This is a genomic window from Flavobacterium sp. WC2409 (assembly GCF_041200085.1).
Lineage (GTDB): Bacteria > Bacteroidota > Bacteroidia > Flavobacteriales > Flavobacteriaceae > Flavobacterium.
In genome coordinates this window covers 3,248,745-3,268,613 of record NZ_CP165625.1, presented here as the reverse complement: position 1 = coordinate 3,268,613, position 19,869 = coordinate 3,248,745, and the positions used below count along the sequence as shown (strand labels likewise).

Annotated in this window: 22 protein-coding genes; 10 read left to right on the top strand and 12 right to left on the bottom strand. The window is 33.0% G+C overall.

The genetic code is table 11. From position 1 onward, the window contains the following. Nucleotides 1-7: 7 nt before the first annotated feature. The 4 genes from AB3G34_RS13970 (at nt 8) to AB3G34_RS13955 (ending at nt 4,468) form a co-directional block, all read left to right on the top strand. Complete coding sequence (locus tag AB3G34_RS13970; protein WP_369752799.1) at nt 8-1,036, top strand: VWA domain-containing protein; 1,029 nt, start codon at nt 8-10, stop codon at nt 1,034-1,036. Nucleotides 1,037-1,094: 58 nt separating this feature from the next. After that, nucleotides 1,095-1,874: a tetratricopeptide repeat protein gene (locus AB3G34_RS13965; RefSeq protein ID WP_369752798.1), complete on the top strand. Its 780-nt coding sequence runs from the start codon at nt 1,095-1,097 to the stop codon at nt 1,872-1,874. Between the two features lie 86 nt (nt 1,875-1,960). Further along, nucleotides 1,961-3,706: a BatD family protein gene (locus AB3G34_RS13960; protein ID WP_369752797.1), complete on the top strand. Its 1,746-nt coding sequence runs from the start codon at nt 1,961-1,963 to the stop codon at nt 3,704-3,706. A 15-nt stretch (nt 3,707-3,721) separates the two neighbouring features. Continuing rightward, the gene (locus tag AB3G34_RS13955; RefSeq protein ID WP_369752796.1) at nt 3,722-4,468 is read left to right on the top strand and encodes a tetratricopeptide repeat protein; all 747 of its coding nucleotides are present in this window, start codon (nt 3,722-3,724) and stop codon (nt 4,466-4,468) included. A gap of 8 nt (nt 4,469-4,476) precedes the next feature. On the opposite strand, the gene AB3G34_RS13950 is transcribed toward AB3G34_RS13955, so the two are convergent. Next, complete coding sequence (locus AB3G34_RS13950) at nt 4,477-5,013, bottom strand: CvpA family protein (RefSeq protein ID WP_369752795.1); 537 nt, start codon at nt 5,011-5,013, stop codon at nt 4,477-4,479. A 178-nt stretch (nt 5,014-5,191) separates the two neighbouring features. On the opposite strand from AB3G34_RS13950, the gene AB3G34_RS13945 reads away from it, so the two are divergent. From AB3G34_RS13945 to AB3G34_RS13935, 3 genes are all read left to right on the top strand, one after another. Next, nucleotides 5,192-5,548 carry a hypothetical protein gene (locus AB3G34_RS13945; protein WP_367755983.1) on the top strand — a complete coding sequence of 119 codons (357 nt, stop codon included), beginning with the start codon at nt 5,192-5,194 and terminating at the stop codon, nt 5,546-5,548. 143 nt (nt 5,549-5,691) lie between these two features. Beyond that, nucleotides 5,692-6,711 (top strand): phenylalanine--tRNA ligase subunit alpha, encoded by a 1,020-nt coding sequence (gene pheS / locus AB3G34_RS13940; protein ID WP_369752794.1) that lies wholly within the window; start codon nt 5,692-5,694, stop codon nt 6,709-6,711. A 192-nt stretch (nt 6,712-6,903) separates the two neighbouring features. Next, nucleotides 6,904-7,311 (top strand): hypothetical protein, encoded by a 408-nt coding sequence (locus AB3G34_RS13935; protein WP_367772585.1) that lies wholly within the window; start codon nt 6,904-6,906, stop codon nt 7,309-7,311. Between the two features lie 81 nt (nt 7,312-7,392). On the opposite strand, the gene AB3G34_RS13930 is transcribed toward AB3G34_RS13935, so the two are convergent. The 3 genes from AB3G34_RS13930 to AB3G34_RS13920 all read right to left on the bottom strand — a co-directional run bounded on the left by AB3G34_RS13930 (nt 7,393) and on the right by AB3G34_RS13920 (nt 10,616). After that, complete coding sequence (locus AB3G34_RS13930; RefSeq protein ID WP_369752793.1) at nt 7,393-8,388, bottom strand: NAD(P)H-dependent glycerol-3-phosphate dehydrogenase; 996 nt, start codon at nt 8,386-8,388, stop codon at nt 7,393-7,395. Between the two features lie 297 nt (nt 8,389-8,685). After that, complete coding sequence (locus AB3G34_RS13925; RefSeq protein ID WP_369752792.1) at nt 8,686-9,843, bottom strand: iron-containing alcohol dehydrogenase; 1,158 nt, start codon at nt 9,841-9,843, stop codon at nt 8,686-8,688. Nucleotides 9,844-9,845: 2 nt separating this feature from the next. Continuing rightward, nucleotides 9,846-10,616 carry a type 1 glutamine amidotransferase domain-containing protein gene (locus AB3G34_RS13920; RefSeq protein ID WP_369752791.1) on the bottom strand — a complete coding sequence of 257 codons (771 nt, stop codon included), beginning with the start codon at nt 10,614-10,616 and terminating at the stop codon, nt 9,846-9,848. A gap of 86 nt (nt 10,617-10,702) precedes the next feature. On the opposite strand from AB3G34_RS13920, the gene AB3G34_RS13915 reads away from it, so the two are divergent. Further along, nucleotides 10,703-11,599: a LysR family transcriptional regulator gene (locus AB3G34_RS13915; RefSeq protein WP_369752790.1), complete on the top strand. Its 897-nt coding sequence runs from the start codon at nt 10,703-10,705 to the stop codon at nt 11,597-11,599. Here the strand turns inward: AB3G34_RS13915 and nadD are convergent, their stop codons facing one another. The 5 genes from nadD to AB3G34_RS13890 form a co-directional block, all read right to left on the bottom strand. Beyond that, a complete protein-coding gene (gene nadD / locus AB3G34_RS13910; RefSeq protein WP_367755970.1) occupies nt 11,600-12,211 on the bottom strand; it encodes a nicotinate (nicotinamide) nucleotide adenylyltransferase in 612 nt (203 codons plus the stop codon). Between the two features lie 86 nt (nt 12,212-12,297). After that, nucleotides 12,298-12,870, bottom strand: a complete 573-nt coding sequence (gene gmk / locus AB3G34_RS13905; RefSeq protein WP_367755968.1) for a guanylate kinase — start codon at nt 12,868-12,870, stop codon at nt 12,298-12,300. A gap of 41 nt (nt 12,871-12,911) precedes the next feature. After that, nucleotides 12,912-13,772 (bottom strand): YicC/YloC family endoribonuclease, encoded by an 861-nt coding sequence (locus tag AB3G34_RS13900; RefSeq protein ID WP_367755966.1) that lies wholly within the window; start codon nt 13,770-13,772, stop codon nt 12,912-12,914. A gap of 68 nt (nt 13,773-13,840) precedes the next feature. Beyond that, nucleotides 13,841-14,734: a DMT family transporter gene (locus AB3G34_RS13895; RefSeq protein ID WP_369752789.1), complete on the bottom strand. Its 894-nt coding sequence runs from the start codon at nt 14,732-14,734 to the stop codon at nt 13,841-13,843. Further along, nucleotides 14,727-15,083 (bottom strand): arsenate reductase family protein, encoded by a 357-nt coding sequence (locus AB3G34_RS13890; RefSeq protein ID WP_369752788.1) that lies wholly within the window; start codon nt 15,081-15,083, stop codon nt 14,727-14,729. Before AB3G34_RS13890 ends, AB3G34_RS13895 begins: the two co-directional genes overlap by 8 nt. 74 nt (nt 15,084-15,157) lie before the next feature. Here AB3G34_RS13890 and AB3G34_RS13885 point away from each other — a divergent pair, with 74 nt between their 5' ends. Further along, nucleotides 15,158-15,613, top strand: coding sequence for a DinB family protein (locus tag AB3G34_RS13885; protein WP_369752787.1), 456 nt, complete (start codon nt 15,158-15,160; stop codon nt 15,611-15,613). 2 nt (nt 15,614-15,615) lie between these two features. Here AB3G34_RS13885 and AB3G34_RS13880 read toward each other — a convergent pair whose 3' ends face one another. Next, entirely contained in the window at nt 15,616-16,359 is a 744-nt protein-coding gene (locus tag AB3G34_RS13880) for a PdaC/SigV domain-containing protein (protein ID WP_369752786.1), read from the bottom strand. Between the two features lie 79 nt (nt 16,360-16,438). Here AB3G34_RS13880 and AB3G34_RS13875 point away from each other — a divergent pair, with 79 nt between their 5' ends. Beyond that, entirely contained in the window at nt 16,439-17,605 is a 1,167-nt protein-coding gene (locus AB3G34_RS13875; protein WP_369754107.1) for a cystathionine gamma-synthase, read from the top strand. 94 nt (nt 17,606-17,699) lie between these two features. On the opposite strand, the gene AB3G34_RS13870 is transcribed toward AB3G34_RS13875, so the two are convergent. Further along, complete coding sequence (locus AB3G34_RS13870) at nt 17,700-18,956, bottom strand: OmpA family protein (protein ID WP_369752785.1); 1,257 nt, start codon at nt 18,954-18,956, stop codon at nt 17,700-17,702. Nucleotides 18,957-19,176: 220 nt separating this feature from the next. Then, the gene (locus AB3G34_RS13865; protein ID WP_367755952.1) at nt 19,177-19,866 is read right to left on the bottom strand and encodes an HAD family hydrolase; all 690 of its coding nucleotides are present in this window, start codon (nt 19,864-19,866) and stop codon (nt 19,177-19,179) included. Nucleotides 19,867-19,869: the final 3 nt, after the last annotated feature.

Genomic DNA, 19,869 nt, shown 5'->3' with positions numbered 1-19,869 from the left:
AAAAAATATGGAATTAGACGAATCAAAATATTTATACCTCTTATTCGTACTACCAATTGTGGTGGTGTTGTATCTTTTGAATTTCTATTGGAAAAGAAAAAAACAACGTGAATTTGGAGATCTGGATTTAATTAAAAAATTGAGTCCTGAGACTTCTGTTTTTAAACCTGTTTTTAAACTAGCAGTTATTCTATTAGCATTAGCGGGATTAATTTTAGGATTGGTAAATCCAAAAATAGGAACCAAAATGGAAACGGTAAAACGAGAAGGTATTGATATCGTTTTTGCGATGGATGTATCCAAAAGTATGCTTGCCGAAGATATCGCTCCCAGCCGATTGGAAAAAAGTAAACAACTCGTTTCTCAAATTATCAATCAGTTAGGGAATGACCGCATTGGTATTGTGGCGTATGCGGGAAGTGCTTTTCCTGTATTGCCGATTACTTCTGATTACAGTGTGGCCAAAATGTTTTTGCAAAGTATGAACACGGAGATGGTTTCCTCACAAGGAACATCGCTGGATGAGGCCATAAAGTTATCAGGAACTTATTTTGATGATAAAAGCAAAACAAGCAAATTACTAATTCTTATTTCAGATGGGGAAGACCATTCTGAAGGGGCACAGGCAGCAGCCGAAGAAGCCAATAAGCAAGGAATGCGCATTATCACAATAGGAGTTGGAACCGAAAAAGGAGGGACTATTCCATTGAAAAGAAATGGAATTGTAGAAAGTTATGTTCGTGATAATAATGACCAAGTGGTAGTTACAAAATTAAACCGTGCTGGTTTAGAGACCATAGCTAAAGCTACTAAAGGCGGTTATGTGGATGGAAGCAATACCAAAGAGGTTTTGGAATACATAAAAAACACGTTAAACACGATTCAAAAAACGGAGTTTGAAGCGACACAAATGGCCGATTTTCAATCGCAGTTTCAGTGGTTTCTTGGATTTGCTTTTATCTTATTGTTTCTAGATCTTTTCTTATTAGAAAGAAAAACAAGCTGGGTGAAGAAGCTGAATTTATTTAACGAATAAAAAATAATGTCAATTCCTTGCTGTTTTTACATTCGAGGATAAACATAATAATTGAAAAATGAAAAATTTTAAAAAATACATATTTGTCTTTTCTATATTCCTTAGTTTGGGATTTGGGGGAGTATTTGCGCAGGAGAAAGATAAAAATCTGCCTAAAGCAAATGAGGAATATGCTCAAAATAAATTTGTTGATGCAGAGGCTAATTATAGAATTTCGGGTTCTAAATTTCCAAACAGAACTGTTTCTCCATATAATTTAGGTAATGCAATATACAAACAAAACCAACCTGCTGAAGCTAAATATGCCTATGCCAAAGCTTTAAAAAGTGCTAAAACGAGACCTCAAAAACACAAAGCCTTTCACAACCTAGGTAATGTATTCATGAAAGAAAAAAATTATACTGAAGCGGTAGAAGCATACAAAAACGCACTTCGTAATGACCCTACAGATGAGGAAACAAGATATAATTATGCATTAGCAAAAAAAATGCTAAAAGAAAATCCGCCTAAAGACAATAAAAAGGATAAGGATAAAAAAGACAAAGACAAGGATAAAAAAGATAAGGATAAAAAAGATAAAGACAAAGACAAGAAAGACAAGGATAAGGATAAAAAAGACGGTGACAAAGACAAAAAAGACGATAAGGGAGATAAGGATAAAAAGAACAATGAAAAACCTGAGGATAACGGAAAGCCAAAACCTACTCCTGGCGGTATTTCACCACAACGTTTACAAAGTCTTTTAGATGCGGTAAATAATGAGGAAAAGAAAATCCAAGACAAAGTAAACGCACAAAAAGTAAAAGGAAAACCAACAAAAACAGAAAAAGATTGGTAAGATTTGGTTTATAACCTATTCGTGATTTGTTTTAATAACAAATTCATTAAGTAGTAAATCAAGGAATCAACGAACAAACAGTAATAATGAAGAATTTTTTAATTTTAATACTATTAAGTTTTCAAGGACTTATGGCTCAAGTGCAATTTGAGGCTAAAGTAAGTAAAACGACACTTGGTCTTAATGAAAGACTCCGTGTAGATTTTGCTATGAATATCGATGGTGATAATTTTAGTGAACCTTCTTTTGAAGGATTTAGAGTAATTGCTGGTCCAAGTCAACAAGTAAGTCAATCTTGGGTGAATGGCCGCAGTTCTTTTGAAAAAATATATTCCTATTACCTATTGCCAAATCAAAAAGGGACTTTAGTTATTAAGCAAGCATCCATAGAATACAACGGGCAAGTGTATAAAACTTCTCCAATAAAAATTAATGTTACATCGGCAATCGAACAGCCAAAAGATCCAAACGACACTAGTGTCTCTGCAGCAGATAATATTTATCTTGTGGCTGATATTTCGAAAACAAGTCCGTATATCAATGAACCTATTACAGTAGTGTATAAACTGTATTTTAGCTATAACATTGGAATTACGAATTGGAGGGAATTGAATAAACCCAAGTACAATGATTTCTGGAGTCAAAACATTGACATCAAGCAATTAGTTGCCGAAGAAGGGATGTTTAAAGGTGAGAAATACCGTTATGTAATATTAAGAAAAACAGTTCTATACCCTCAAAAATCGGGAAAATTGACTATAGAGCCATTGTCATTAGATATCGATGTGCAATTGCCTACTAATCGTAGAAACATGTTTGGTCAAGTAATTTTGACCGAAGGAAATAAAAGAGTTTCGGCTGGAGCCAAAGCAATAACGGTAAGAGCACTTCCTGAAGCTGGTAAGCCAGAAGATTTTTCTGGAGCAGTAGGTAGTTTTGATTTTAAAGTGACTCCATCCAAAACAAATCTTAAAAATGGAAAAAGCCTTGATTTAAATGTAAGCGTCACAGGTAAAGGGAATATGAAATTATTCAACTTACCAAAACCAGTAGTACCTAATGCCTTGGAAATGTATGACGCGGTTCACACAGATCAAGTGAATACCTCTTTAGCGGGGATGTCAGGAAAAGTGGCTGACAGTTATACAATTGTGCCACAATATAAAGGGAATTACCCAGTAAAACCACTTCGCTTTTCTTATTTTGATTTAGGATCAGGAACATATAAAACGATTAGTTCTCCTGAAATAATGATTAACGTTCTGGATGGCCCTACTGATACTAGAACAGCAGACAATCTAAACTCTAAGAAGAATACGGTTTCAATTCAAGAACAATTCAAATATATTAAACTGAAAACAAAATTAGAGCCAACAAAAAGAGACGACTTCTTTGGTTCCAATTTGTTCTTGGGATTATTGTTTTTACCGTTCTTAATTGTTCCAATTATAGTTTTACTTAGAAAGAAAAAAGAAGCTATTGACGGAGACGTTGTTGGTAATAGAATTAGAAGAAATAATAAATTGGCTAAGAAATATTTATCTGAAGCCAAGAAACAAATCAATAATAAAGAACCGTTTTACGTGGCTCTTGAAAAGGCGATGCATAATTTCTTGAAGGCAAAACTTCATATTGAAACTTCGGAAATGAGTAAGGACAATATCAAGGACTTATTATTGACTAGAAATGCAAATCCAGAGGTAGTAAATGATTTTATTTCTCTAACTGAAAACTGTGAAGTAGCTCGATATGCACCAGCTTCAAGCGCAACTATTCAAAATGATTATGACAAGGCTGTTTCAATAATCTCTGAATTAGAAAAGCAGATCTAACAATTGATGATTAAGATGAAAAACATTTTTTATATAGTATTATTATTTACTTCTCAAATTTTCTTTGCTCAAAGTGGCTTTGAAACTGGGAATGATTTATACCAAAAAGGGAAATATCAGGAAGCCGTTCATGCATACGAAAGTGTGGTAAATAGCCATAAGCAGTCGGCTGAATTGTATTATAATTTAGGGAACTGTTATTATAAATTAAACAAAGTAGCTCCTGCTATCTATAATTATGAAAAGGCTTTGGTTTTGAAACCAAATGATAAGGACGTTCAAAACAATTTAAGATTTGCACAAAAAAGAACTATTGACGAAATAAAAGTAATTCCAAAAGTAGGTTTTGGTAAATTGCTTCGTGATTTCACGGCAATTTATCATTACAATACTTGGGGATGGATTTCTATAGGATTTTCAGTATTGTTTCTATTGTGTTTTATAGGATATTATTTTTCTCAAATGACTGTGGTTAAAAGAATATTTTTCTTCTCCATGTTTGTGGTTGTTTTCTTGCTTATGATAACTGTCGCTGCAGCCATTTTTGAAAAAAGCCATTTTGAAAATGAAAGGCCAGCAATCGTTTTTGCCGAAATGACGGATGTGAGAAGCGAACCTCAAAAATTAGCTTCTACGATTGTGGTGTTACATGAAGGTACAAAAGTATTTGTAGAAGAAATTGTTGAAGGCTGGAAAAAAGTGCAACTAACAGACGGAACTGAAGGCTGGATTGAAAATAATGCTATCAAAGAAGTAAAATAATTCTCTCTTTATTCTTGCTTATTAGTAAGTGATTTATCTTCGTTTTTGCTTTTAAAATCATCGTACCAGATTTGTAATCTTGGATAAATAAACTTTGACGTTTCTTGAATAGGGTTGTAAAACATAGACTTATCTAGCGTCTCTTGCTTGGTAAGCATATTGTTGATATTGATTTTTTGAAAAAGATTCAATACAATGCTCAAGAGCAATATGGTTTTTATAACACTAAAAAAACCGCCAGCCAACTTGTTAATCCAACCCAAAAAAGCGAAGTCCATAATCCCTGTAAGCACCTTGGCTAATAAATGCACTACTAAGACTACGGCTATAAAAGTGAGCCCAAAAGCGATTATTTCTACGTATTTTGGAGACCATGAAACATGACTTGATACGACTTCACGAACAACATAGGAGAATTTTATGGCAATATAAATTCCTAAGATTAGCGAAATTAAGGAAGCAAGTTCTACAAAAAGCCCATTTTTCATACCTTTAAATAAAGCGTATATCAGTAATGCACCCAGGACAATATCTAAAATTCCCATAAAATTAGTTTAGTAATGATAAAGGAACAAATATAAAAGAATTATCAAACATCCATTGTCAATTTTCTAGTTGTTATCTTTGCCGTAATAATTGGATGCTTTTTTTGAAAATCTGAAATGCTTTGCCTTTTCGCTATCGCTCGGGTCAAAAATCGTTAATCTACAATCAACAATCACAATGTCAAGAGACACACAACTTAAAGAACGCTGGGAACAGCTTGTAACTATATTATCAGATCAATTTTCACAAGGTGAAGATTTAGATCTAGACGCTATCATTTATTTAATTGGGGTACAAGAATTAGGAAAAGTACACCGTGAATATAAAAAAGACGAAAAACTCAACTTAATGCATATTGCTATTTGTCGATTATTAGAACCATACGGATTTTATGAATTCGATTTTTTTGACGAAGAAGGCTGGCCTCATTATACAGTAAAAGAAGAGTTGCCACCACTTAAAGCGGGAGAACAATCCGTATTGATGAAAGAAGCAATTGTTAATTATTTTCTTGAAAGAGAAGTAATAAAGTAGTGTTCAGTTATCAGTTTTTATATTATTTAACCTTATAGTAGTACTTAAATGGTAATCTCACAATTTATCAGGGAAACTTTAAACTTTAAACTTTAAACCTGAAACAAATTTTGTAAATTTGCACACGCAATTATTGAATGAAAATGATAGATAAGATAAAAGAATATATCGGTGAAGCACAAGCCTTCTCGACCCAAAGTCCAGCAGAATTAGAAGCTTTCCGAATTAAATTTCTTGGAAGTAAAGGGGTTTTAAAAGAGTTTTTTGCCGAATTTAAAAATGTTCCTAATGAGGAAAAAAAGGAATTTGGTCAAGTAATCAACTTACTTAAATCATCTGCCGAAGAAAAGGTAAAATCAATACAAGAATCTTTAGAGAATAAAGAAGAAATTAAAGGGTTGTTTGGTGATTTAACACGTTCTGCTGAACCTATTAAAATAGGTTCTCGTCACCCAATATCATTAGTAAAAAACCAAATTATAGATATCTTTTCAAACATTGGTTTCAACGTGTCCGAAGGTCCAGAAATAGAAGATGACTGGCATAATTTTACTGCATTGAACCTGCCAGAATACCATCCGGCTCGTGATATGCAAGATACTTTTTTCATACAAACCAATCCTGATATTTTGTTGCGTACGCATACATCATCGGTTCAGGTGCGTTATATGGAGAATAATAAACCACCTATTCGTACTATTTCTCCAGGAAGAGTGTTCCGTAACGAAGCTGTTTCGTCCCGTTCTCACTGTATTTTTCACCAAGTAGAAGGTCTTTATATCGACAAAGATGTTTCTTTTGCTGACTTGAAACAAACCTTGTTGCATTTTACCAAAGAGATGTTTGGGAAATCAAAAATACGTTTGCGTCCGTCTTATTTCCCATTCACGGAGCCAAGTGCCGAAATTGATATTTACTGGGGTTTAAAAACCGAAACTGATTATCGAATTACCAAAGGCACTGGTTGGTTAGAAATTGGTGGTTGTGGAATGGTAGATCCTAATGTACTTAAAAATTGCGGGATCGATCCAGAAGAATATACTGGTTTCGCATTTGGGATGGGGATTGAAAGAATCGCCATGTTGAACTATCAAATAGGCGATATTCGTATGTTTTACGAAAACGATGTTCGTTTCTTAGAACAATTTAAAGCTAGTATTTAATAATTGAATTAGGAGCTATTTCCAGCTATTCGTTACAATCTTTTCTTGTTTTAAAGAAAAACAAGAAAAGGATTTTCACTTCTATCTGGGCTAGTATTTTAGTTGAATAGTCAATATTGATCAAATAAGGATTAAACGTAACAACCTTAATTTCTTAATAGTTATAAAAGTAGCTTTCAGAGTTATATCACAATGAAAAAAGACATAATTATCCCCGAAGTAGAGAACGTTTTCATAGCCGCAGTCCAAGAATGGAGTGACGACTTTATGGAAAAAGTTTGGTATGCCTATTTAGTAAATGACAGCGATTACCTAATAGAAAGTGTAATGGTTGTTTCTAAAGCATTTGGGACTATAGATGGAGAGATGAAAAAAACATCACTTTTACGTCATGCTTTTGTAGAAGTACCGTCCGTTTCGGTAGTGAAAATCGAAATGATTGAAAAAAGTGTATTACAACTTAACAATGAGTTTATGGTTACTTTTTTCATAGATGATAAATTATACGATAAGAAATTTATTTTTAAAGCCAATACCATTAATGAAACTGATGTGGAAGAAGTTCCTATTTTATTTGTTGATGGAGTTATTATAAGGTAATATAGAATTTATCATAATGAAAAAGGCGTTATCTTATGAGATAGCGCCTTTTTTTGTATTTAAAAATCGAATTATTTTAGATTAATCCAGTTGGTCTGTTAGTTTTTTAAAGACTGCTTTTGCATCTTTTCCTTCGTATAAAATGGCATAAACAGCATCTATAATGGGAGTTTTCGCCTGGTACCCTTGGTTGAGTTTATAAGCGCTTTTTGTTGCGTAATAACCCTCAGAAACCATACTCATTTCCATCATTGCACTCTTTACAGTGTAGCCTTTGCCAATCATATTACCAAACATTCTATTTCTGGAAAAAACAGAGTACCCGGTTACCAATAAATCACCTAAATAGGCAGAGTCATTTATGTTTCGTTTCATTTTATGAACTTTGCGGATGAATTTTTTCATTTCACGAATTCCATTACTCATTAAAACGGATTGGAAATTATCACCATAACCCAATCCATGAGCAATTCCTGCAGCAATAGCATAAATGTTTTTCAACATAGCTGCGTATTCGGTCCCAATGATATCATCTGTAATTTTAGTTTTTATAAAATTTCCTGATAGATTTTTGGCGACTAATTTTGCTTTATCAGCATCACCACAAGCAATAGTAAGGTATGATAAACGCTCTAATGCTACTTCTTCGGCATGGCAAGGTCCTGTAATTACTCCAATATTATAATACGGGATGTCATATTTAAAATGGAAATGTTCGCCAACAATTAAACTTGTTTCAGGAACAATTCCTTTAATAGCTGAAAAGATTATTTTATCTTTTAATGAAACAGTTAGTTTTTCTAACTCATCATTTAAAAATGCAGAAGGAATTGCAAAAATGAGGTAGTCTGCATATGCAACAGCTTCATTAATATCGCTAGTTAATTTTAGTTTTTTAGTGTCAAACTCTACCGCACTAAGATAATTAGGGTTATGCTTGTAAGTCTTTATGTGCTCAATAGCTGATTCATTGCGCATGTACCATGAAACCTCCGAAAGGTTTACACATAACATTTTTGTAATCGCTGTTGCCCAACTACCACCACCTATAACTGCGAATTTTATATTTCCGGCCATTTTTTTAATAAATTTAACCAAAAGTACTTAAAAATGGAGTAATTAAACAAAAAAATTATTTAAGAAACTGGAGTTTTATTTGCTTGAAAAAAGCAATCATAAAAATAAAATATTTTTTTTTATAATTTCTTACAATATTTATATCGTATTAACGTTGTAACCTATTATAAATTAAGTTTTTAATAAATAAATGAAAATTGAGTTAGTTAGTTTTGTTTTGGTGTTATCAAAAAGGCGTCTTGAATTAAATTCAAAACGCCTTTTTATTTTACACTGTAATAGTTCCAGTATTCTGAATTAGTAACTCATTTCCACAATAGCTTTTACTTTGTCTAAAGTGATGTTTTGTCTTTCTCCTAAACCTTTCCATCCGCGTTCATCAAAACGATTTACAATGAAATCAGCAGTGTGATTATACTCTTTTGTATAGTCAGATAGCTTCGTGTCCATTCCCATTTTGTGGAAGAATTCAACCGTTTTATTTATAGCTTCGTTAGCAATTTCATCCTCCGTTCCTTCTAAGTTGAAGATGCGTTTTCCGTATTGTGCTAGTTTTCCTTTTTTAGTCTCAAACATTACTTTGTACAAACTTGGAGCAATAACAGCAAGAGTTCGTGCATGGTCAATTCCGTACATCGCAGTTAGTTCATGACCTATCATGTGTGTTGCCCAGTCACTAGGAACTCCTTTTTGGATTAAACCGTTTAAGGCCATGGTGCAACTCCACATAAAATTAGATGCCAAAGCATAATCTTTAGGATTTTCAACTACCTGTGGACCTACTTCAATTAAGGTTTGTAAAATTCCTTCGGCAATGCGGTCTTGTAAATAACCTTCGTGTGGATAAGTTAAGTATTGCTCCATTACGTGCGTGTAGGCATCGACAACACCATTTTGCAATTGTCTTTTTGGCAAAGATTCAATCACCGTTGGATCGCAAATAGAGAATTTTGGAAACATAGCTGAACCACCAAAAGCCAATTTCTCTTTGGTCGATTCAATAGTTACAACAGCTCCAGAATTCATTTCGCTTCCTGTAGCAGGCAAGGTTAATACAGTTCCAAAAGGCACTGCATTCTCTTTAATTAAAATGCGTTTTTGCAAGATATCGATTGGGTTTCCTTCAAAATTAACAGCTGCTGAAATAAATTTCACACCATCAATTACAGAACCACCACCAACGGCAAGAATAAAATCAATATGTTGTTCTTTAACAATGGCTACTGCTTTCATTAAAGTTTCAAAATGAGGATTAGCTTCAATTCCGCTAAATTCTATAATTTCATGCCCTTTAAGATTGTGGAGTACTTGTTCGTGAATTCCGTTTTTAAAGATACTTCCACCACCGTAAGCCAATAATATTTTAGCTCCTTTAGGTACAAGGCTTCCTAGTTTTTCAATTTGTCCTTTTCCGAATACAAGATTCGTGGGATTATATAATTCGAAGTTTAACATGCTTATTTTTTTTCGTTTAATTGATGTAATAATTTTTCAGCAACTAATTTAGAGGATGCAGGGTTTTGCCCAGTAATCAACAAACCGTCTTCTACTGCATAAGGATGCCAATCTGCCACTTTAGTATAGGTTGCTCCATTAGCTTGTAAGGCGTCTTCTAATAAAAAAGGAACCACATCAGTTAATCCTACCGCAGCTTCTTCAGTGTTAGAAAAACCAGTTACGTTTTTACCTTTAACTAAAAATTCTCCATTTACTTTTACATTTTTCAATACCGCTGGTGAATGACAAACAAAAGCTACTGGTTTATTATTAGTGTAAAATGCTGAGATTAATGCATCTGAATTTTTATTTGAAGCTAGATCCCATAATGGTCCATGACCACCTGGATAAAAAACAGCATCGTAATCAGACTCTTTTACATCGGCTAATTTATGTGTTTTACTTAATTTAGCTTGTAATTCAGTGTCTTTGTCAAATCGTTTCGTGTCTTCAGTTGCCGATGACAGATCTTCACTTTTTGGATCAATTGGAGGTTGTCCACCAAGCGGAGTAGCAATATCAATTAGGATTCCTTTGTCAGCTAACACATAATAAGGAGCAGCAAATTCTTCTGTCCAAAACCCTGTTTTTTCTCCGGTGTCTCCTAATTTATCGTGACTAGTAAGAACAAATAATACTTTTTTCATGTCTTTTTTATTTTGTTTTTGTGCGGTTGCTTTAATGCAACCCACAGTTAATGCAATAATTGTAAATAATGCTATTTTCTTCATAACTGATTTTATTACTACAAATTTACGGCGAATATGCTATTAGTAAAAATAATTTAAATTATGTTTGTGATAAATATACTTATATCATGGTCAATCTAGAATGGTACAGAACTTTTAAATCCGTGTATAAAAACGGGAACTTTTCTTTAGCTGCCAAAGAGTTGTTTATAAGTCAACCTGCAGTGAGTCAGCAAATAGCAATGCTAGAGGCCCATGTAGGCTATACGCTTTTTAATCGAAAATCAAAAGGTGTTGAACCAACAGAATATGCTAAGTTACTGAATAACTTGATTATAGAAGCTCTAGACCGATTGGAAAATGTGGAGAATGGTTTTCGAGCCAAAGCTTTTAATGCAAACCGATTAATTACGGTTGGTATATCGAAGCATTTATTTAGTAGTATTGGTAGTGCATTGATTTCACAGTATGATTATATAGATTTTAGTTTTAATGAAAATCAAGTTCTTTTTGAATTAGTAGATGCTAAAAAATTAGACTTTGCTATTGTGACTAAAAGGTTTGACACCTTTGATACTATACAGAAAAAGGTCGGTGAGATGAAACAAGTAATAGTTGGTTCCAATAATATTGATGCATCTGAATTGAAATTAAAAATTAAAACTAAAGTTTTTTCGTCAATTGAACAATGGTTAAATAATCAAAAATGGTATAGTCATGATGCTGGAATTCCACATATCAAATTGTTTTGGCTACATGTTTTTAATAAAAAAAGGCCAACAATGATTTCTAATTATATTATTCCATCAGAATATGAAATGCTTGGAGTTCTTGCTAAAAATACAGGAGTAGCAGTAGTTTGGGATATTAATGCTAAGTGTTTTATAGAAGAGAAAAGAATTCAATTATTATGGAATAGCAAACAAATGCCAAGTACGGAAGTTTTTTTATTGTCAGGAAAAAACGATAATTTCAACACTGCTTTTCAAGAAATTGAAGTAGTTCTAAGGGCAATATTTGAATAATTATTTTTTATAAAAATTATTGTGATCAATGTATTCCCAAACTTTAGTTGGCAAAAGTGGTTGAATATTTTTTCCTGCTTTAATATTATTGCGAATAAATGTAGAGGAAATTTCAACTACTGGTGCATCAATTAAATGAATTTTAGGATGGTTTTTAAGTTCTACATTTTGCTGCGCCAGTTCGCCTTTTAAGCTCGTGTCAGCTTCTGATGAAATGCGAGGATACACATAGATATCATGATTTTGTAAAATAACTTCGTAGTTTTTCCATTTGTGCAACGACTTTAAGTTGTCTTCGCCCATAATTAAAGAAAACTCGTAGTTTGGAAATTTTTCTTCCAAATGAACCAAAGTGTTCACCGTATAATTGGGCTGTGACAACTTAAATTCTATATCGGAAGGTTTCAATTTTGGAAAATCTTCGGTTGCTAAATGAACCATTTGTAATCGATGGTAATCATCAAGCAAAGTACTTTTCTTTTTGTGTGGATTATGTGGCGTAACTACCATCCAAACTTGATCTAAATCAGAGTGCTCCGCCATATGGTTTGCAATAATAAGATGCCCAACATGAATGGGATTAAAAGTTCCGAAATAGAGTCCTATTTTCATCGATTTAATTTAAAGATTTAAAAAACTCAAGAATTGAAAGATTATCATTGGTTTTTAAATCTTTCAATTCTTTAATTTTTTAATTTTTATTTACTTACAAAATCCTTCACCAATTGATAGGCTTCTTCCAAAGCAATATCTAAATCGTAATTTTTAATTACAACATCAAATTGCGGAGCTGTAGCTAGTTCAACTGATGCTTTTGCAATTCGCATATTAATTTTGTCTTCACTTTCGGTGGAGCGCTTTTTTAGACGAATTTTTAACTCATCAATACTTGGTGGCTTTACAAATACGGCTAAAGTTTCTTCTGGATATTTAGATTTAATACGTAAACCACCAGCAACATCAATATCAAAAATTACATTTTTACCTTTGGCCCAGATGCGTTCGATTTCACTTTTTAAAGTTCCATAGAAGTTGTCTCTATAGACCTCTTCCCATTCTAGGAAATCTTCGTTTTTGATGTGTTTTTTGAATTCTTCAGTTGAAATGAAATAATAGTCTTTTCCGTTTGTTTCTTCCCCTCGAGGATCACGAGAAGCTGCAGAAATAGAGAATTCTAAATTCAAATCAGGTTTGCTTAGTAAATGCTTAACTATGGTTGTTTTTCCAGATCCCGATGGTGCCGAAAAAACAATTAATTTTCCTTTTTTCATTTTATGCTGAATTTATTTCGGTATTTTTTTAATGCCGAAACCTACAATACGTTTAAAACCTGTTCTTTAATTTTTTCTAACTCGTCTTTCATTTGAACGACTAATTTCTGCATTTGTGCATGATTGGATTTAGAACCCATAGTATTGATTTCACGCCCCATTTCTTGAGTAATAAAACCTAATTTTCTACCGTTGGCTTCGGTTCCATTTATAGTTTCTAAGAAATAATCCAAATGATTAGTTAAACGCACTTTTTCTTCGGTAATGTCTAATTTCTCTAGGTAATAGATTAATTCTTGCTCAAAACGATTTTCATCAACGTTTACTTGCAATTCAGCAATGGCAGTTTGTAAACGGTCTTTTATAGCTTGTACGCGTTCAGGGTCTAAAGCTAATGCATCAGTCATGTACTGGCGAATGTTACCTATGCGCAATTGAAATTCTTTTTCAAGTGACATTCCTTCATCTTTTCTAAAAGTCAAGATGTTTTGGACCGCTTCTTCAATAACAGTTTGGATCTGTACCCAGTCATTTTCGTCGATTTCGTCGCGCTCAATTTTTAAAGCATCGGGCATTCTCACCGCCATTTTCATCAATTCGGTTTCATCAGCAGCGGCATAAACTTCTCTTAACTGGCTGATGTATGCTTTCACAATTGGGACATTAACTTTAGTTGTGGTTTGTTCAGCGGTACTTTCGATAAAAATAGAAAAATCTACTTTTCCTCTTTCTAATTTTGATGCAATTTGAGTTCGTAAACCCAATTCCATTTCGCGGTACAGCGAAGGCATTCTTACATTAAGGTCAAGACCTTTACTGTTTAAAGATTTTACTTCTACTGTTATTTTTTTGGTTGGTAGTTGCAAAGTAGCTTTACCAAAACCTGTCATTGATTGTATCATATAGTTGTATAAAGAGGTCAAAGATAATGAAAAGCGAATTAACCCACAAAGAGCCTGTTTTTTAAGGTTTATTCCTTTCTTTCAGATGGTTTTTGGGTAACCATATACACCCCTAAAAAGATTAAAATGGCCGAAACAATTTTCACTAAACTCAAATCATCTTTCCCAAGGCCAATCGCAAATACAGTTGCGAATACAGGTTGTAGATAAATAAATACAGCCACTGTTGTTGGTTTTAATTCCTTCATGGTAAGCAAATTCAATAAATAGGTTACAAAAGTCGAAATAACGACTACAAATCCTATTTTCCAATATATAGCTATAGGGACTATTGACCAGTTAACTATTTCAAATTGGCTCCAGCCAAAAGGCAAAACCATTAAAAAACCAAATAGATAAATCCATTTTACAAAAGTAAAAGCATTGTATTTCTCCATCAATTTTTTGACGATGATTAAATAAAAACCATAAGAAACGGCATTTAAAAAAACGAGAATATTTCCTAAAGTGGCATTTGTGGCGGTACCAATTGACTTGCCATAAAGAATTAAAAAACCAGTTCCTATTAAACCCAGAGAAATCCCAGCAACCATGCGTTTCTTCATTCGTTCTTTCATAATAATTGCCGAAAGGACTAAAACAATCATAGGCGTGGTAACCATAATTACGGATGCCGAGATGGGTGAAGTAAGGCTAAGTCCTTTAAAAAAAGTTAGCATATTGAAGGCCACGCCAAAAAAAGCAGCAACAATAATTCGGGGAAAATCTTTAGTTGCTATTTTTTCTTTAGGCATAAACAACCAGCAGAACCAGAATAAAAGCATAGCACCACTTACACGCAATAAAATGAAGCCATAAGCATCAATATAAGTAGGCATGACATCTTTGGCAATGGTAAATGTAACGCCGTATATTATGGAAACAATAGTTGCACCAAAAAGAGCAATATTTCTTTTAGACATTATTTAATGCTTTCATAACTTGTAGCATGTTTTGCTGCGTTCCGCCAACAAAAACTTTACCGTCAATAACAAAAACGGGACGACTTAAAAACGTATAGTGTTCTAAAATGTATTTTTTATAATCATCTTCAGTCAAGGTTTGATCCTTCAAATTCATAGATTTATACAATTGTGCTTTTTTACTAAACAATGCCTCGTAACTGCCTGATAATTGATACATTTCATCCAATTCTTCAGTAGTTAAAGGATTTTGCTTGATGTCTCTAAAAACAAGATTATTGCCTTTTGGTAAGGTTTTAATAATTTTTCGACAAGTATCACAAGAAGCGATGTAATAGATTTTGTTCATAATAATTTCAATTTCTTTGTGCAAAGAAAAATCATTTGAAACTGAAAATGATTATTTTTATCAAAAAATTAGAAATGAACACATCATTACACGTTACCAGAACCAGTAGAAAAATGTTATCTCAAATTTTAAAAGGATATACATTAGCACAATTGAACGCCATTCCTGAGGGACATAATAATAATTTAATTTGGAATATTGCCCACATTGTAGTTGTGCAACAAATGCTAGTTTATAAATTATCGGGTCTTCCAATGAATATTTCAGATTCGTTGGTTGAAAAATATAAAAAAGGAACAAAGCCGGAACAAGATGCAACCCAAGCTGAAGTAGATGAAATTTATAATTTACTGATGGAAACCATCGATCAAACAGAGATTGATATGAATAATAATAGTTTTGTTAGCTACCAAGAATACCCCACTTCAACAGGTTTTGTTTTGAAAAATGCCAAAGACGCTATGTTCTTTAATAGTTTTCATGAGGGGATTCATATTGGCGCTATTCTAGGTATTAGAAAATTCATTTAATTTTATTTTAATACCAAATAGGGATTTGCTTCTTTATAGGATATGAGCAACTCTTTTGGTCCATCGGCATAGGATGCCGCTTCGTATGAGTTATAATACAATAACAATCCACGGTCAGTATAAAATATATTGAGCGGCAAGTGGAATACATTATTTTCAAATAAGTAGCCAGTTGAATTGATATTTTTGTCGTTAGGGATTTTATATTTAATTCTGAATTTATTCTCTGCAAACGCTTTAAATCCATTTTGGTCTTTAAACAATTGACTGTTCGAAATTGTTTTCCCTGTTGCAGGATCAAAAAGTAGTGAACGTAAGCCTTGGTATCCATGAGCTCCACCAGTATAAGTATAGTGCTTGATTTCAATATTTAAAATACTATCTGAGACGTATTTTACGGATCCCTCGATTTTTGCTTCCCAACCAAAACTGTCTTTTGGGAATTCTTTTTGTAGTTTTTCATAGGAATCAATAAAGGACCTAGAGAGATCATTATAATTGTTTGCTGCGTATGGCTTTTCGCCAAAGTATACAATCTCTTTTAAAACTGAAAAGACTTTTTTATTGATGTTGTCAGCTACATCGGGGACGTCTTTTGCAATTGGAATTTTTATACTAATTTGAGGACAATTCTCTTTGCAGGGTAAACTCGTTTTTTTTAAGAATGATTGATCTTCAAAAACTAGCTCCTTAGAACAACGTGCCATAGAAAAAAGTAATAGGCTAAAAAGGATAATATTTTTCATCTCAAAAAGTGTTAATTTAATACAAAGGTATGGACTTGCTCCTTGTCAGGAATAATTTTAGCGGTAAGTTTGAGTAACCATTAAAACAGTAAAATTTAAAGATATGAAATTCAATACAAAAACAATACATGGAGGGCAACATCATGATCCGTCAACTGGAGCAGTTATGCCACCCATTTTTCAAACTTCGACATATGCACAAACAAGCCCAGGCAAACCAATTGGTGATTATGTATATAGTAGATCTGCAAATCCTACAAGATCAGCTTTAGAGGAAGCATTAGCAAGTATTGAAAATGGAGCAAAAGGATTGGCTTTTTCATCTGGATTAGCAGCTACTGATTGTTTGTTGCGTTCTTTTAAAGCGGGTGACGAAATTATTACAATGGACGATTTATATGGAGGTACGTATAGAATGTTTACTAAAATATATCATAATTCAGGAATTAAGTTTCATTATGTTGATATGAATGATTTGAAGAATGTTACATCATTAATTAACGAAAACACTAAAATGATTTGGGTTGAAACACCTACAAATCCATTAATGAAATTAGCCGATATTGCTGCAATAGCAAAAATTACTAAGGCTAATAATATTCTATTTGCAGTAGACAATACTTTTGCTACACCTTATTTGCAACGTCCATTGGATTTAGGTGCCGATGTGGTAATGCATTCGGCTACAAAATACCTTGCTGGACATTCTGATGTAGTGGCTGGGGCTTTGATTACTAAAACAGCTGAACTGGGGAAGCAATTGCACTTTCAGCAATTTGCGACAGGTGCTACTCTTGGGCCAATGGATAGCTTTTTAGTTCTAAGGGGAATAAAAACGTTGCACTTAAGAATGCAGAGGCATTGTGAAAACGGAGAAAAAGTGGCTGAATTTTTAAATAATCATCCAAAAGTAAAAACAGTCTATTACACAGGACTACCAAGTTATCCGTTTCATGAAATTGCTAAAAAGCAAATGAGTGGTTTTGGCGGAATGGTTTCTTTTGATTTTGTTTCAGGTAAAAAAGAAGATTCAATTGATTTCTTGGAAAAAGTTAAACTATTTACTTTGGCAGAATCATTAGGTGGTGTTGAATCATTAGCAAATCATCCTGCTTTAATGACGCATGCATCGATTCCTGAAGATAAACGTGCCGCAGTAGGTATTACGGATGATTTAGTACGCTTAAGTGTAGGTGTAGAAGATATTGAAGATTTATTGGAAGACTTAAAGAATGCATTAGCATAAATATAAAAAAAGGAGATCTTATAAAAAAGGCTTCTAAATAAAAAAGCCCAAATCTAAATTTTAGATTTGGGCTTTTATTTTATTTAAGAATAAATTATTTTATTCTGAAAGTAACTTTTCTTACTAGTTTTCTAGCTAATTCTGAATCTTTATCAACTGAATTATCTTCACCAGCTGCGATAACGTTCAATCTTGAAGCGTCAACATTAGCTTTTAATAAAATGCTTTTCACTTTAGCAGCTCTTGCATTAGATAATTTATCATTGTAAGCAGATCTTCCAATTTCGTCAGCATGACCAATAATATCAACTGAAGCTGTAGGATTGTTTCTTAAGTAAGTTAAGATAAAATCGATACCTTCTGTAGAAACATTTGTTGGTGTAGATTTGTTAAAATCAAAATAAGTAGCAACATAGCCACCATTAATTAAGCTTTTGATTAATTCATTGTTGCTTAACATTGGAGATTTGTCAGTTTTACTTGTATAGTTCTTCATGATGTAGTTTTCTACGTCATCTGGAACATTATTGTTGTTTGCGTCAACTGATACACCTTTAGTGTTAACTAAAGCACCTGCAGCAGTGTTAGGCTCTTGATCTAAATAATCAGCTACACCATCATTGTCAGTATCAAGCATTTTGTTCTCGATTGCAGCAATTTTTGCGTCAATTCCGTCTAAACGATCTTCATTGTCAATAACCCAGTCAGCATGTTTTACATTTTTACCTAAGTAAACTGTTAAACCAACTGTACCGTTGAAAAGAATTCCTTGAAATCCTTGGTGAGGACGAAATGTTGCAGCATCAAATGTGTGATCTTGTGCAGCATTAAGAATAGTTGTAAAATCACCTGTTAATGATACTCTGTTAGATAATTTAATTTGTCCAGTTACACCAGCCATAAAGTTACCCATTCTGTCTTTTACAGCAGAGTTTTGGTCTTCTAATTGAGCTAAACCAAAACCAGCATGACCTAACAAACCAATTGTATTAGTCCAAGTTTCGAAACTCATGATTCTTCCTAAGTTAGCTACTGCTTGTAAATCAACTCTGTAGTATTTAGTACTAAAGTCTTTAGAACTATTTTTTCCTTCGAAACTGTTGTAACCAAAGTCAGCTTTTAAACCAAATTTGTTGTTAAACATGTATCTAACTCCAAGGTCAGCAACATAAGGGCTAACTAGTGTAGTATAATAACCTGAAGTCATTGGTCTTTGTGGTTTGTTAAGACCTCCAGCTAATTCAACTGACCATTTGTTGTAATCGTCTTTTGTACTCTTTTCTGTCTCTGTTTGAGCACTCATTGTTGTAAATGCCGCAGCAAATACTAACGTAAGTATAAGTTTTTTCATTTTTTTTTCATTTTTAAATTCTAGGCAAAAATACGATATAATGTTTAATAAGAAATTTCAAACAGTTAATTATGTAATAATTAGCATTAATTCTGTAAATTGCGGGGAATGCTTAGGTTATTACTAATTTTTTACCTGTTTTTTTGCGAATATAAATTGTTAAACATTAATTTTCGTGACTTGATTTAGTTAGGAAAGTTATAAAAAGACGCGTTTTTATTTATAAAATGGTCTTTAAAACATCTGAAATTCTAATAAAGGCATTAAAATTAGTATGCTCCACCTTATAATCAATTTTTTCATGAGCCCAAGTAGTGTGAAACGGGATGTGAACAGCGTAACCGCCAATCGCTAAAACAGGTAAAACATCTGATTTTAAAGAGTTCCCTATCATAATGAATTCCTCTGGTTTTATTTCCAATCGCTTAATCAAATCAAGATAGTCCACTTCTTGTTTGTCTGACATGACTTCTATATGATGAAAGTATTTCCCTAATCCAGAATTGTGTAATTTTCTGCGTTGATCTAATAAATCTCCTTTAGTCGCTACAACTAGTTTGTATTTGCCATGTAAAGCTTCCAAGGTTTCTTCAACTCCGTCTAATAAAACAATAGGTTTCTCAATCAATTCCTTTCCGTACTGTATGATTTTTTCGATAATTTCTATTGGAATGGTATTGTTAGAAATTCTCATTGCCGCTTCAATCATAGAAAGGATGTATCCTTTTATGCCATACCCATACATTTTTAAATTATCAATTTCCACTTTAAACAGTTCTTGCGAAATTCCTTGATGCGATAAATAATCTTCCATCAAACCACAAAACTTCTTTTCGGTTTCATCAAAATAGGTTTCGTTGATAAATAAAGTGTCATCTGCGTCGAAGGCTATTACTTTTAAATTTTTCATATT